Consider the following 13,260-nt stretch of genomic DNA (forward strand, 5'->3'; position numbering starts at 1 on the left):
GATGGTATTTGAAAAAACGGATATTTTACTTCCCAAAATTAAAGATTATAGAAAGTGGGCAGTTGTTGCATGTGATCAATTCACATCACAACCTGAATACTGGGAAAATGTGCAAAAATATATCGGAGATGAAGTATCTACATATAATTTGATTTTACCGGAAGCACAACTGTCGGGAAATAATGATGATAAAATAGCTAATATTAATGAAACAATGAACAGCTATTTAAAAAAGAATATTTTTGAAACATATAATAATTCGTATATATATGTTGAACGAAAATTAAAAAATGGTGCCATTCGTAAAGGTATAGTTGGCGCAATTGATTTGGAAGATTACGATTATAAACCAAACGCCAAATCTAAAATTAGGGCAACAGAAAAAACAGTGGTAGACCGTATACCGCCAAGAGTCAAGATCCGTGAAAATGCGAACATTGAATTGCCTCATATATTGCTTTTATGTGATGACCAAAAGCATCAATTGCTGGAATCAATTGAGACGATTAAAGAAAAGCTAGAAATACTATATGATTTTGATTTGATGCAGGATGGAGGACACATCACTGGATGGCTTGTATCTGAAGACAAAGCAGAGATATTTGATGCTGCTTTAGAAAAGTATTTACAAGATATTAGAGAAAAATATTATGGATTAGATGAAGATCCGATGATCTTTGCTGTAGGAGATGGAAATCATTCGCTTGCTACGGCGAAAGAATGCTATGAACAGCAAAAGAAAGCTTTTGGAACAAGTATAAAGTCAAGATATGCGTTAGTTGAGCTAGAGAATTTGCAGGACGAATCACAACAGTTTGAACCCATACATAGATTGCTAATGAATGTTGATATCAGTGACTTTCTTACAAAAATAAAAACAATATGTGTATCACAAAGTAAGCATAAGGTGGAATATTATACAAAGGAACAACAAGGCGTACTGTATTTAGATGAAAGTCTAGGAGAATTGACGGTCGGCATTTTACAAAGATTTTTAGATGATTACGTCAAAACAAATAATTGTGATATTGATTATATTCACGATAATGATGTTTTAAAGAAACTGAGCTGTAAATCCGATTGTATAGGGCTTTTATTATCAGCCATCGATAAAGAAAACTTGTTTTCAGAAATCATAAAAAATGGTTCATTACCACGAAAAACGTTTTCCATGGGACATGCTCAGGAAAAAAGATATTATATTGAAGCAAGAAGAATAAAATAACAAGAATATATGGAGAATGAAAATGAAAAAAGTTGTAACATTTGGAGTATATGATTATTTTCATCTAGGACATCTTCGGTTGTTTAAAAATGCGAAGAACCTTGGAGATTGGTTGATAGTTGCTGTTCAGGATGGCGATTATATATTGAAAACAAAACCGGATGCTAAAGTTATGTATACAACAGAGCAGAGAAAAGAATTGGTTAGTGCGCTAAGTGTAGTTGATGAAGTAGTAAGTTATACAGATGTTGATGTGACTATTAAGACATTGGATTTTGATGTTTTTGCAGTTGGCGAGGATCAAAATCATGCAGGATTTCAAAGAGCTATTGAGTGGTGCAAAGAAAATGGAAAAGAAGTTGTACGTATGAAAAGAACACCTGGAATTTGTTCATCAGAAATTAAGAAAAGTCTATAAGTAAGGAGAAAAGAATGAGTCATAATCGTCGGGGGGGGGTACCGCAGTAGCTCCCGAAAAAATGTAATACTATGGATCATTATAGTTTTGCTTGCTGCAATCCTTGGGATTCTCCTTTGGATGAACAAAAAGGATGAGGACAAGAAATCGGCAGAACTACGAGCAATGAATGCAAAATTGTATCAGGAAAAGCAGGAGAAAGAAGCAGCATTAAAACAGAAAAAGGCAGAGGATAGCTTTTATCAGAAGCTATCAGATGGTTTTGACGTTAATGTTTTGGTTGTGGGAGATTCAATCGGTGCGGGTGCTGGCACAGAAACAGATGGGCAGCAGTGGTTTAAACAGTTACAAGCATATTTAAGGACTGTTAATAAAGCATCTGTATCCGTAACAAATGTTTCAATGGGAGGTAATACCTCTTATGCTGGTTATGTCCGGACAATGGCACTTGATGATGACATTGACTACGACTTGGCGATTATTTGCTATGGTCAGAATGATGCCTTACAAGACTTGGATGTATATTATGAAGCTATGGTACAGGCCATCAAAAATAAGTACCCGAATTGCTCGATTATTTCAATTTTGGAATCCTCACAACGTGACTATACATCCAATATAACCACGATCCAAAGCATCTGTGACCATTATGGAATCCCTGTAGCAGACACAATTGCAGCGTTCAATAACTCTGGCAAGTCTTATGACGATTTGACCAAAGATGGCGTTCATCCGAATGATGCTGGTCAGACAATCTACTACGAAACCGTAAAGGCTGTTATTGATGAAAATGTAACTGCGTCTACCGGAAAAATGGAAGATGCAGATGTCATCAATGCAGATGTACATAAGTTCGATAACTTTATCTGGTATGGCGCGGATACTGATTTTGAGCGTGTAGATGATACGACATTTACTCTGAACGCATCTGCGTCTGGAATTTTGGGTATCGACTATACCTTTGAGTCTGGTGACAATAAAGCGGACATCTACGTGGATGGCAAACTATACAAATCTCCTACCGTTACGTTTAACTATGACTTCTCCCAGCGTCATATCATGGTAGTCAGCGATGACTGCACGGTAGAAAAGGAAATCAAAGTCGTGTTCAATAGCAAAGAACAAGCGGATGGCTTCCAGGGAATGTGCTTTAGCTGGGAATAACAATTTAGGCCGTGTGATTATTCACACGGTAGCTGCTCAAATCTTCACACACCTCTCCGTGGTGAGCAGCAGGCAACGGTCTTATGACTGGCTGAGATGTGAAGGAATACGAAGGCAAGGAGGAATAATGAAAGTGGAACCAGTATTTATTTCGGATTTTTTTGAATTGGATGACCGACTAGAAGAATTGGGTGTATTTGATTCTATAATAAACAAGGACAGTCACTTCTTTATTAACCTTCTTCGTTTAAAGAAATCTGATACGCCAGAATTTTCAAATGCATATGAGCGTGTTAATGACTTCTTTTCGAACATAATGATACTTTTAAGTGCCTCAAAAGATAAGGGAGATCGATTTTATCGTGAAGCCTTAAAAAAGTTTTCGTTTTCTGGATTAAATGGTGTAAATCTTGGCTTTTCTGAAACCGGTGTCGATGCTGGTTTTGGAAGGGTGTTGTCCGAAAAAGTTATTAGCGATGCATTTGATATTGTTAAAAATGGATCTACGCAGCCTGAAATTTTTCAACTGGTCGGTTTGTTTGAAGAAAATGTTGCAGCTGATAGGCTTAGCGATATGATTGCAACAATTATCAAGCCCGATATAGAGGCTTATACCAGGCGAATTAATCAAGCGTTGCAGATAAATCAAACTCATTATCCTGATGTTGAGTTCATAAATGAAATTGCAGTTAACCCATTTAAAAACTGTGAGTTATTATACTTGCCGACAGAGGTTTTACATGAACTTCCAATAGCGAGATGTTGGGATGATATTGACAGAGTGATTTCAGAAAATGAAAAAATACGAAACGAAGTCAACGAAGCAGTTGGTTTAGAATGGCAAAAGATGTGCTCGGCGGAAAAGAAGAACTATTTAAAACAGCACATTTTTATGGATGCGGGGCGTTGTGCCAAGATAATAGAGGGGTATAGAGAAGAAGAAATCGCCCCCTACTGTGTTGATAATGATCTTGAGTACTTTGTTGCTGATGCCTTTAAAAGAATGAAAAGAAGCGGTGCATTTAATTTCCTTGAGCACGCTGATAAACGTGAAATAGGAAGTTATGATGCGGCTTTAAAAGTTTTGGATATTTTTAAAGACTGGGTTGAACACAATAAGGGCTGGGATGAAATTCAATCCGCATCGACTCAGCGTCGGGAAAAAGCAGTTCAAAGAATGCTTCATCTGAGCGGAAAATATTACTGCGAATCAAATAATATTGATATGTCTTTTGAAGCAAATGAAGGGCCTGGCCCGGTGGACTTGAAAGTCAGCAGAGGAAACGATAAAACTGTTGTTGAAATTAAATTGTCATCCAATAATGATTATTTGCATGGATTTGAAGAACAGATAGAAAGCTATGCGCAGGCGGAAGGAACAAACAATAGGATATTTGTATATGTTATGGTTGGAAATCCGGGTCGTGACAAAAAAATAAAAGAGCAGTATCAAAAAATGCTTGATGAAGGAAAGAACCCTCCATATCTTTATATGATCGATTCGAAAAAACAGACATCTGCAAGTAATGCATAAGTAAAAGGGAACACATATGAGCGAAGCAATCGGAACCAGAGAATTTGCAGAGAAATTTGGCGTTACTCCGGCCACGGTATCAAAGTGGTGCCGTGAGGGAAAAATCCCGGATTGCAATCAAGACCGAAAAGGTTCACCGTGGCATATTCCCAAAGATGCAGTGCCACCGGCGGGATATAAGAGACGGAAAGTAAAGTAAGGATTCGGAGAAAGGGTGAGGATGCTAATATGGATCAAGAATTATTCAACCCACAATCGTCGTCCGTGACCTCCTCCCGAATCCTATACACCCCGTCCACGTTTGCGCGGACATCGTTACTGCATCTGCAGGAGGTCGGATCGCTGCAGGCCATCCACCCGCATACATCGACCAGAACGAACCTGACCTCGTTTCTGTGCTTCGTAGTTCTGTCTGGAAACGGAACCCTCACCTACGAAGGAACGACCTATGAGCTGTCAGCCGGGGACTGTGTGTTTATCGACTGTCGGAAAGCGTACAGCCATTCTACATCCGATAATCTCTGGTCACTTCAATGGTGCCACTTCTATGCGCCATCCCTTCCGGCTGTGTATGAGAAATACAAGGAGCGTGGTGGTCGGCCTGTGTTTCATCCAGATGATCTAACACCCTTCACATTACTCCTAACAGAACTCTATAACTTAGCTTCCTCATCTGATTACATCCGGGATATGCGGATCAATGAGAAGCTGGGAAGTCTATTGACTCTCCTAATGGAACAGTCCTGGCATCCAGAGAGCGTGACGGTGAGCCGGAAGAGAATGGAACTGGCAGCCGTGAAGGAATATCTGGACGAACACTTTACAGAGAAAATTATGCTGGAAGAGTTGGCAGAGAAGTTCTTTATCAACAAGTTCTATCTATCCAAAATCTTCAAAGAGAGCTACGGAACGACGGTCAATAACTATCTGATCTCAAAACGGATCACCAGAGCCAAGCAGCTGCTTCGCTTCACGGATATGACTGTGGATGAAATAGGCGTTGCGGTCGGCATGGCAGATGCAAACTATTTTAGTCGGATGTTCCGAAAAGTAGAGGGAATCAGTCCAAGGGAGTATAGAAAGCAATGGTAGACAAGCCAGAAATAATTGAAACACAACGTTTTGAAGATTTCCGTGGGTGGTTGTCGGTGTCAGCAGAGGGATTTCACGTGGTTCAAATCAACCAAGGGTTCAGCAAGAAAGCTGGAACGCTCCGTGGACTACACTTCCAAGAGGGAGAGTACGCGCAGGCAAAGCTGGTATCCTGCCTACATGGTTCGATTTTCAATGTTGCCGTGGATATCAGACCGGGAGATACTTTTGGATACGCCTATGGCGAGATTCTGTCCTTTGAAAATCAGAAGCAAATGTACATTCCGAGAGGCTTCGCCCACGGATACCTGACTTTGGAAGATGACACCCTGATGCAGTGGTGCGTGGATAACGACTTCTGCGCAGAAGCCGCGAGAGCTGTGAGGTACGATTCGGACTTCATCTGGGAAAGCGAGAGCTGGCCAGAAGGGGAGTATATTGTTTCGGAGAAAGACAGGAATGCGGAGAAATTTCCATTCTCTATTGCCAAAGATAAATAATGGTGGTTTAATAAAAATACATATAAAACTGAATCGAGGTATCGTATTATGCCCAGAACCAAAGGAAGCAAAAACCGCACAAAAATCGACTTCGATGCACAGATTGTAAAGCTGCAGAAGGACAAAGCTCTCTTAGAAGAGGGCGTAGCCAAGACCGTCACTCAGATTGAGGAATTAAAGACGGACATCAAGTCTATGCGTGAATCGTTGAAATCGCAGAAAGCTGAGATTAAGCAGGTTGAAAAGGAAATCGCCAAGCTCGAAGCAAAGAAAGCTAAAGCGGATCAGAAAGCAGCTGAAGAAGCGAAAAAGTCGGAAGCTGAGGCTGTGGTTAAGAAACTGCTGGCTGGCGGCATGAGTGCTGATGAGATTCTTGAGAAGCTGAAGTAATATAAGCCGTGTGGACTGAACTCCAGAAGTTCGCACGGTTATTTTTAGAGGCGTGGGTTAGTCAAAACTAATCGTAAAAACAAGTTGCTATGTGCAAAACCTGATGCTAATATCCATCCTAACCGGGGAGCAGAATGTAATTGCTCACGGTTGGAAAGGGCGGTAGCGTCATAGAAAAACTAAAAGAAATATTGAAAAGATACTTGGAAGGAGCATCGCCGAAGTACTATCCACCGGTCGAGAATCTGCTGGATTTGATCTACGAGCATTACACGGAGAATAATTCCATAGCACCGCAGACCACCGAGGCCGGCAAGGAGGCCAAGCAAAAAGAGAAAGATCTGGAAACTTGGCTCAGAGGTATAGCTGGAATGGATGTCTTGGTGGATGACTACGGCGGAGATATCCCGCTGTGGGAGAAAATTATGGACAGACAGGGGAGTGTGTGCTGCGCTTGGGAAAAGACTGCCTTTGAGGAAGGCATGAAAGTCGGGATGCGGCTGATGCTGGAGGTTCTCGACATATAGTTTGTAACGAAAAACGCTTCACTGTGAGAGTAATACAGTAAGCGCCAAGTATTCCTGCGGATTTTCAAATCCTTAGATTTCCCCTATAATTGCAGCTGATAGATACTTAGATTATTTCACTACAATTATGGAGGATAGGTTATGGCAGGTACTCGCAAGACCCGCGTTCCGATGGTGGAACAGATCAGACTTATCAATGAATGCCGTCAGAGCGGCATGACAGATGCTGACTGGTGTCGTGAAAACGACATTGCAGTAAGCACCTTTTACAACTGGGTCAGCCGTTGTCGGAAAACAGCAGCGGATCAGATCCCAGCGGCGAATTATGGTCATCTTGAGGTTCCACGCCCGAAACAGGACGTGGTTCCCATTGACATTGTTCCGGATCACATTCCGGAACAGCATACCGCATCGCAGATGCTAAATTCGAACCTTGACAATCCACATACGATTGAAGTTTCTATGAAGGATATCACAGTCCGCATCAGCAATGATGCGGATCCTGTTCTGCTCACCAGGACTTTTCGCATGCTTCAGGAGTTTTCATGTTAGGTGATGTTTCCGGACTTGAGAAGATCTACATTGTCTGTGGCTACACGGATATGAGGAAATCTATTGACGGACTCTGCACCGTTATCGAAGACCAGCTTAAGATGGATCCGTCGTCCAGTGCTCTCTTCCTTTTCTGTGGAAGAAGACGGAACAGGATTAAAGCCTTGTTCCGCGAACCGGATGGCTTCGTTCTGATCTATAAGCGATTGTCTGTCCGCGGCGGTTATCAATAGCCCAGAAAGCAGTCAGAGGTCCGGAATCTTTCCTGGCGGGAGTTTGACTGGCTGATGTCCGGGATTGATATTGACCAGCCAAAAGCCCTCAAAGCAGAATAAAAAGCTCGTGGATCCTGGCAGAAATCCTGCATAGAAAAATCCGGAAATCCCTTGTAAATTCGGCATTTTTCAGGCGTTGTTTTCCTTTAGTAAAGTAAGCGCAAAATATTGCTACGTTACTCATGAATTACGCTTGCACCAAAATGATAGATGCAAGCGTTTTACTCTATTTTAGTTTTGACAGTTCGTTTTCGCAGTCTCGCTCCATGGGGCAAGCTGTTCCAACTGTTCATCTGACATTTTATCGTCTGGCCGCTGTGATAAGAGATATGTCAGATATTTATAGGTATTCAGATCATTCGCTTTTGCCATCTCGACCATTGTATACACAATAGCACTGGAGGCAGCTCCTTTCGGACTGGCACTGAACAGCCAGTTCTTCCGGCCGACAGTGAATGGCCTGATTGCATTCTCGCTAAGATTATTGGACAAACTGCAATGACCGTCTTCCAGATAAGTCATCAGGGTGTCTTTCCGATTTTGGGCATAGTTTACCGCTTTCGCCAAACGGGTTCCTTTGTTTGGGCGCTGTTGATCCAGCCAATTCCAGAATGCCTCCAGTATTGGCTTCTCCTTTTCAAGACGAAATTGTTTTCTCTGCTCCGCAGTGTGATTTTTTGCTTTTGAGTACCGCTCACAATCAAACAGCTTGGAACAGAACTGTACTCCCTGCACTGCCGGAAGGCTGTAATCATACTCTTTCCCTTTCGGTATGGCATCTGTGAAGTAACGTCTCACATGTGCCCAGCAAGAGCAGCGTTTGATGTCCGGCAGATTATTATAACCCTGGTATCCATCCGTCTCCAGATATCCGCTGAACCCCTGTAGGAAAGATGCTGCATGGAACTTTGCCCTTGTCTCTGTGTAATGGTAGAGCAGGATCGGCGGAAGTCCATCTTCTCCACTGCGGAAGAGCCACATCCAGGAATCCGTTTCAGGATTACGCTCCGGCTCATTCAGTACCTGAACCTGGGTTTCATCTGCCATCAGATATTTACGCATCCGTAACTGACGGTGAAAATAATCATAAACATGACGGAGATAATTCTCGGCACAGTAAATGATCCAGTTAGCAAGCGTAGCCCGGCTTAATGGGACACCCAGTTGCTTCCAGTCCTCTTCCTGCCTGTTTAACGGCAGACCATTCTGGTACTTCTGGTGCATTGCCCATCCGACAACGGATTCCGATGCATAACTTTCCGGGATCAATGCTTCCTGAACAGGGGCTTTGACAAATGTCTGATCATCCGGATGTTCCTCTGATATGGCACACTCCGGGCATTTATAGGTTTCACGATAGATATTTACTACTTTTCCCTTGGCAGGGGTAAAACGAAATTCATGGCGGACGAATTCTTTCCCAATACATTCCATCTGCGTTCCGCAGGTTGGACAGTTTCGCTCCTCCTCTGGAAGAGAAAGGATCTCGTCGCAGGAAGGAACATTTTTAAAGAGATCAGCATGTGTCCGTCTTGCTTTTCTCTTATGTTCCGGAACAGTGATGTCATCAGGAAGTTCCTGTTCCCATGTCGGATCTGCTTCCTGCCCGGCTTCATCAAAAAGATTCAACCGGCCATCGATATCTTTCCGTTTTTCACTGGAAGTACCAAAAAGTTTCTTCGTGAGATATTCAATCTGCTGACGAAGGTTTTCTTTTTCCAGCCGGTCTGCTTCCAATGTTTTTTTGTAAAGACTGGATCCGTTCTGTCTGTGTGGAAATCGTCTTATTCAGTTGGTTGATCATGTCCTTGTACGCAAGGATTTTTGAATCTTTTGAATTGCCAGCCATATGTTTTCTGCTCCTTTTTCACTGCTCTTATTATACCATAAAAAGCAATGAAAAAGAAGCAGAAAACCCAGCATTTACAAGGAATTTCAGACATGATACAGGGTGAGAAGCCCCTCCGTTTCTGTTGGTTGGCATAGATGTTTTACGCGATCATTCCGTAGGTTTGAATGCCTTGGGTTGTTCGATTTCAAGCCCGGACATGAGCCAGTCGAATTGCTGCCAGGTCAATTGTTTTACTTCCAGCTGATTTCTGGGCCAGCGAAACCTGCCCTGAACTTCCATACGTTTATACAGCAGCACAAATCCGTCAGATTCCCAGAGCAAAGCTTTGATCCTGTCACAACGTTTTCCACAGAAAAGATACAGGGCACTTCGCCTTGGATCCATATGGAGTTGATCCTCTACAATAGCACACAGCCCGTCAATGGATTTCCGCATATCCGTTCTGCCTGTTACGATATAGATTTCATCGGCGGCTGTGATATCCCCTAACATTCCAGCTCCTTCACAATTCGAAGCGTTTGAGCCAGAAGCTGAGGATCTGTTCCATTTGGTATTGTTAGATGAAAGCTGCCTACAGACAGCTTCATTGACTCTGCTACGGAAAAGTTATTCCTTTCCGTAGCTGCCGGAATTACATTTAATGGCTGTTCATAAGGAATCGGGTCAGTATCATGAAACTCCACTCTGACAACTTCCTGGCTTTCTGGTGCGCGATAGGTGCGTCCAGTTGACGCCGGCAAATCCACACAACCTTTCTGACGCAGTCTTTTTACCCAGTTGTAAAAAGTTCCTGGCTTGATATCATGTTCCACACACCATTGATGATCTGTCAATCCACTTTGACGGCATTCCATGATGAGACGGTATTGTTCTTCGGCAGGTATTCTTTTGCTTTTCATGAGCACACCTCCATAACTTGAATAGAGTAAAATACTCGCACCTATCATTTCTAGCAAGAAAAGATGAAGTAAAATGCTTGCATTCTCTATTGATTATTATGGGATATTTTTTAGGGCAACACAATCCGTCGAATTATTTTGCACTTACAAACTTTCAGGTAGCTTTCCTGGTTCAGTGCATATGTAAATGCTTCCCGTATTTTACCGTTCTTTGGAATCTTAGGTTCATTCTGTTTCAGGTACGCAAAGAAAGCATCCACCAGTGGTTTTACCACAAGCTGACGCTGCATGAGCCTGTCTTCCGTAGAAAAATCAGACAGTTTTCCCTCTTCCCGGTAAATGGCCTGTATCTGTTTCATGATCAGATGCAGGATTGATTCCTTTCGGTGTGCTTTGGGTATCACTTCCAGTGCATCGTTAAACCTGCGCCTGCAGTGAACCCAGCAGCCTGCAATCTTCAGATTTTCACGCTCCTTTTCCAATGTATGATATACCTGGTACCCATCCGTAACACAGATCCCGGTGTAATCCCTCAGGAATTCCCGGGGATGGGATGCATTACGCGTTTTCTGGTATTCATAAAGGATGATCTGACGATCCCGGTACATAAAGCCGGACCGGTACACCCACATGTAACTCTGGCTGCCGGCAGGACGCCCGTCCTTATTTACAAGTACAGGAGTCTCATCTGCCTGTATCACATGATAATCATACAGAAGTTTATGCAGATAATCATACATGGTTCCCAGATATTCTTCCCCAAGACGGATCATCCAGTTCGCCATGTTCTGTCTGGTAATGGCAAGCCCGTACCTTTCGAATTCTTTTTCAAGACGGTAGAGAGGTACCGCATTTACATACTTACCATTTATGACTGCCGCAGCAAGGGACGGGGATACAAGGCTTCCATGAAGCAGATTTCTGGGATGGGGTGCCTTTATCATGTGTTCATCCAGTTTACTGGAATAAACGCCGATATGATGTTCCTCTATCACGACACTGGCCGGAATGAACTGATAACATCGGGAAATGGCATCCGGAAGCTGTTTCCATCCGTTTTCACCAAACTCAGCCGTCAGTTCTTCCTCTTTCAGATAGTGATCAATACGTTTTACTGTCAGCCCTGCTATATCAGCCGCTTTTTTCCCTGGCTGTTTTTTCTTTTTGGGTGCTTTCAATTCCAGGTCATCAGGTTCCGGTGCATCCAGGTCGCAGACTGCCTCTGCTTCATTAAAGAATACGATAGTCCCGTCTACTTCCATGAAACGTATCTGTTCAGAATCCGCCATTTTTTCGCTGGATCTGCCAAAACGGTTCTTCTGGAAAAGGACCATCTGTTCCATCATCAGCTGCATCCTGTCATTTAAGGCCTGCGTTTGCCTGGACAATTCTTCCATCTGTCCCTGCATCCCAAGAAAAAGCTCTATCAGCAGATCCTTATCAAACTTATTCAGTTGTTCTTTTGTGTACTTGATCGTCATAACCGGAACTCCTGTCTTTATACTGATTCCGATTATAACAGAATTTTTGTATTTCCGCCAATCCTTCAGATATGGGCTTTCGTCATAATGACGGTGGATAATACATCTGGAAAGCCGTTGTTTTACAGCTTTTCAGATGTATTATCCACAACAGTTTTTCTATCCACACGATAACAAATGGAATGAGAAAAGACTGTTTGTGGATAACCTTTTTCATCCGGTTGATACACATCATTTTTACAGTTTTGGTACTTTTTTATTTTCGGCATTTTGCACAGGCTACATAATGCGGGGTGTCTCTTTCAGCTCAGAGATCGGATGGCGTGCAACGATCTCCAGTCCCTGCATCAGCATACGGTACTGGTCGTCTGTGATCGCCATTGCCTCATCTGCCGAGCGGGGCCACCGGAATGCACCATTATCGAGTCTCTTGTACATAAGGAGAAAACCATCACCTTCCCAGAGCAGTGCTTTGATCCGGTCACATCTTCTTCCACAGAAAAGAAACAGTGTATTTTTGTCGTAAGGATCAAGCTTAAACTGAAAGCGTACGATCGTTGCCAGTCCATCGATCCCACGACGGAGATCCGTAAATCCCATCGCCAGATACACCTTTTTAAACCCGGAAGCATCTGCATCATTCAGCATGGGTAAAAGCCTTTATGAGATGGCAGAGCATTTCCGGTGAAGTACCGGAAAATATCTCAGCTGACAGTCCCCTGGTATTTTTAATACGGATCATTGGCAGAGTTCCTGCCGAAATGCATGTACCGGATTCTTTTGGAGTATCTGTTTTCTTTGGATCTGGTGCAGGTGCGGGCAGTTCCACAAAAGCAGTGGTTTCTGTGTCCTGCATCTGATCCAGGCATATCTGCCTGACACGCCGGAGACGGTAATAATAGTTGGCTTTTGTAAGATTATTTTGGGTACACCAGGTTTCAACATCCATCCCTTTGGGACGGTTCTGACAATTCCGGATCTGTTCTGCCCATTGTCTGATCCTCACCTGCTGAGCTACAAGGCTGGTTTGCGTAGCCATAATATTCCTCCTCTGAATCATAGTCAGTTAAAAAAGTTAAGTACTAAACTTTTTTGACTATGTTATTTTGTTGAGTATGATTATGGCATAACTTGAAGTGAATAAAAAGGTACTCAGGTTCTACCGTTTACGCATAAATGCTGGATTTCCGAGCTCCATTTTTTTATTCAAACTCGCAAAGTTTGGTTTGATTCTAGTTGTTTTAGCACAGTTATCTATACTGTTTCGTATCGATAATATACATCTTTTCCACTCACTATTATTCGTTTCACACATTTTTAGTACCAATCCAGTACCATTGCTATATTGTCA

General features: G+C 42.7%; 15 protein-coding genes and 2 pseudogenes. 11 read left to right on the top strand and 6 right to left on the bottom strand.

The features are described 5' to 3' along the window. Position 1: 1 nt before the first annotated feature. The 11 genes from DWY63_RS04165 (at position 2) to tnpB (DWY63_RS04215) (ending at position 7,635) form a co-directional block, all read left to right on the top strand. Entirely contained in the window at positions 2-1,225 is a 1,224-nt protein-coding gene (locus DWY63_RS04165) for a DUF1015 domain-containing protein (RefSeq protein WP_117801422.1), read from the top strand. Positions 1,226-1,247: 22 nt separating this feature from the next. Further along, a complete protein-coding gene (locus DWY63_RS04170) occupies positions 1,248-1,643 on the top strand; it encodes an adenylyltransferase/cytidyltransferase family protein (protein WP_158568318.1) in 396 nt (131 codons plus the stop codon). A 120-nt stretch (positions 1,644-1,763) separates the two neighbouring features. After that, positions 1,764-2,807 carry an SGNH/GDSL hydrolase family protein gene (locus DWY63_RS04175; RefSeq protein WP_117801424.1) on the top strand — a complete coding sequence of 348 codons (1,044 nt, stop codon included), beginning with the start codon at positions 1,764-1,766 and terminating at the stop codon, positions 2,805-2,807. Positions 2,808-2,934: 127 nt separating this feature from the next. Continuing rightward, entirely contained in the window at positions 2,935-4,341 is a 1,407-nt protein-coding gene (locus DWY63_RS18300; protein WP_243001835.1) for a hypothetical protein, read from the top strand. Between the two features lie 16 nt (positions 4,342-4,357). After that, a complete protein-coding gene (locus tag DWY63_RS04185) occupies positions 4,358-4,540 on the top strand; it encodes a helix-turn-helix domain-containing protein (protein ID WP_117801425.1) in 183 nt (60 codons plus the stop codon). Between the two features lie 29 nt (positions 4,541-4,569). Continuing rightward, positions 4,570-5,433 carry a helix-turn-helix domain-containing protein gene (locus tag DWY63_RS04190; protein WP_117801426.1) on the top strand — a complete coding sequence of 288 codons (864 nt, stop codon included), beginning with the start codon at positions 4,570-4,572 and terminating at the stop codon, positions 5,431-5,433. After that, positions 5,427-5,933: a dTDP-4-dehydrorhamnose 3,5-epimerase gene (gene rfbC, locus DWY63_RS04195; protein ID WP_117801427.1), complete on the top strand. Its 507-nt coding sequence runs from the start codon at positions 5,427-5,429 to the stop codon at positions 5,931-5,933. The genes DWY63_RS04190 and rfbC overlap by 7 nt, the downstream gene beginning before the upstream one ends. Positions 5,934-5,981: 48 nt before the next feature. Beyond that, entirely contained in the window at positions 5,982-6,323 is a 342-nt protein-coding gene (locus DWY63_RS04200) for a hypothetical protein (RefSeq protein WP_117801428.1), read from the top strand. A 140-nt stretch (positions 6,324-6,463) separates the two neighbouring features. Further along, on the top strand, positions 6,464-6,850 hold the full coding sequence (locus DWY63_RS04205; protein ID WP_117801429.1) for a hypothetical protein: 387 nt from the start codon (positions 6,464-6,466) through the stop codon (positions 6,848-6,850). A gap of 141 nt (positions 6,851-6,991) precedes the next feature. Further along, the gene (tnpA, locus tag DWY63_RS04210; RefSeq protein ID WP_242998605.1) at positions 6,992-7,402 is read left to right on the top strand and encodes an IS66 family insertion sequence element accessory protein TnpA; all 411 of its coding nucleotides are present in this window, start codon (positions 6,992-6,994) and stop codon (positions 7,400-7,402) included. Then, the gene (tnpB, locus tag DWY63_RS04215) at positions 7,396-7,635 is read left to right on the top strand and encodes an IS66 family insertion sequence element accessory protein TnpB (RefSeq protein ID WP_117801430.1); all 240 of its coding nucleotides are present in this window, start codon (positions 7,396-7,398) and stop codon (positions 7,633-7,635) included. The genes tnpA (DWY63_RS04210) and tnpB (DWY63_RS04215) overlap by 7 nt, the downstream gene beginning before the upstream one ends. Positions 7,636-7,908: 273 nt before the next feature. Here tnpB (DWY63_RS04215) and tnpC (DWY63_RS04220) read toward each other — a convergent pair. The 6 genes and pseudogenes from tnpC (DWY63_RS04220) to DWY63_RS04245 form a co-directional block, all read right to left on the bottom strand. Further along, a pseudogene (gene tnpC / locus DWY63_RS04220) lies at positions 7,909-9,526 on the bottom strand (IS66 family transposase). A 150-nt stretch (positions 9,527-9,676) separates the two neighbouring features. Continuing rightward, positions 9,677-10,021 (bottom strand): IS66 family insertion sequence element accessory protein TnpB, encoded by a 345-nt coding sequence (tnpB, locus tag DWY63_RS04225; protein WP_009246070.1) that lies wholly within the window; start codon positions 10,019-10,021, stop codon positions 9,677-9,679. Further along, positions 10,015-10,428, bottom strand: a complete 414-nt coding sequence (gene tnpA, locus DWY63_RS04230; RefSeq protein ID WP_199607180.1) for an IS66 family insertion sequence element accessory protein TnpA — start codon at positions 10,426-10,428, stop codon at positions 10,015-10,017. Before tnpA (DWY63_RS04230) ends, tnpB (DWY63_RS04225) begins: the two co-directional genes overlap by 7 nt. Before the next feature lie 149 nt (positions 10,429-10,577). Beyond that, a pseudogene (gene tnpC / locus DWY63_RS04235) lies at positions 10,578-11,909 on the bottom strand (IS66 family transposase); the annotation flags it as partial. A 279-nt stretch (positions 11,910-12,188) separates the two neighbouring features. Further along, complete coding sequence (gene tnpB, locus DWY63_RS04240; RefSeq protein WP_009243734.1) at positions 12,189-12,557, bottom strand: IS66 family insertion sequence element accessory protein TnpB; 369 nt, start codon at positions 12,555-12,557, stop codon at positions 12,189-12,191. Then, on the bottom strand, positions 12,547-12,948 hold the full coding sequence (locus DWY63_RS04245; protein WP_009243735.1) for a hypothetical protein: 402 nt from the start codon (positions 12,946-12,948) through the stop codon (positions 12,547-12,549). The genes tnpB (DWY63_RS04240) and DWY63_RS04245 overlap by 11 nt, the downstream gene beginning before the upstream one ends. Positions 12,949-13,260: the final 312 nt, after the last annotated feature.

It is taken from the genome of Blautia sp. AF26-2 (assembly GCF_003460955.1).
GTDB lineage: Bacteria > Bacillota > Clostridia > Lachnospirales > Lachnospiraceae > Fusicatenibacter > Fusicatenibacter saccharivorans.

Bases quoted from the DNA above. Each gene is read 5' to 3' on its own strand.
- DWY63_RS04165 (WP_117801422.1), top strand. From the start codon at position 2: ATGGTATTTGAAAAAACGGATATTTTACTTCCCAAAATTAAAGATTAT.
- DWY63_RS04170 (WP_158568318.1), top strand. From the start codon at position 1,248: ATGAAAAAAGTTGTAACATTTGGAGTATATGATTATTTTCATCTAGGA.
- DWY63_RS04175 (WP_117801424.1), top strand. From the start codon at position 1,764: ATGAACAAAAAGGATGAGGACAAGAAATCGGCAGAACTACGAGCAATG.
- DWY63_RS18300 (WP_243001835.1), top strand. From the start codon at position 2,935: ATGAAAGTGGAACCAGTATTTATTTCGGATTTTTTTGAATTGGATGAC.
- DWY63_RS04185 (WP_117801425.1), top strand. From the start codon at position 4,358: ATGAGCGAAGCAATCGGAACCAGAGAATTTGCAGAGAAATTTGGCGTT.
- DWY63_RS04190 (WP_117801426.1), top strand. From the start codon at position 4,570: ATGGATCAAGAATTATTCAACCCACAATCGTCGTCCGTGACCTCCTCC.
- rfbC (WP_117801427.1), top strand. From the start codon at position 5,427: ATGGTAGACAAGCCAGAAATAATTGAAACACAACGTTTTGAAGATTTC.
- DWY63_RS04200 (WP_117801428.1), top strand. From the start codon at position 5,982: ATGCCCAGAACCAAAGGAAGCAAAAACCGCACAAAAATCGACTTCGAT.
- tnpA (WP_242998605.1), top strand. From the start codon at position 6,992: ATGGCAGGTACTCGCAAGACCCGCGTTCCGATGGTGGAACAGATCAGA.
- tnpB (WP_117801430.1), top strand. From the start codon at position 7,396: ATGTTAGGTGATGTTTCCGGACTTGAGAAGATCTACATTGTCTGTGGC.
- tnpB (WP_009246070.1), bottom strand. From the start codon at position 10,021: ATGTTAGGGGATATCACAGCCGCCGATGAAATCTATATCGTAACAGGC.
- tnpA (WP_199607180.1), bottom strand. From the start codon at position 10,428: ATGAAAAGCAAAAGAATACCTGCCGAAGAACAATACCGTCTCATCATG.
- tnpB (WP_009243734.1), bottom strand. From the start codon at position 12,557: ATGCTGAATGATGCAGATGCTTCCGGGTTTAAAAAGGTGTATCTGGCG.
- DWY63_RS04245 (WP_009243735.1), bottom strand. From the start codon at position 12,948: ATGGCTACGCAAACCAGCCTTGTAGCTCAGCAGGTGAGGATCAGACAA.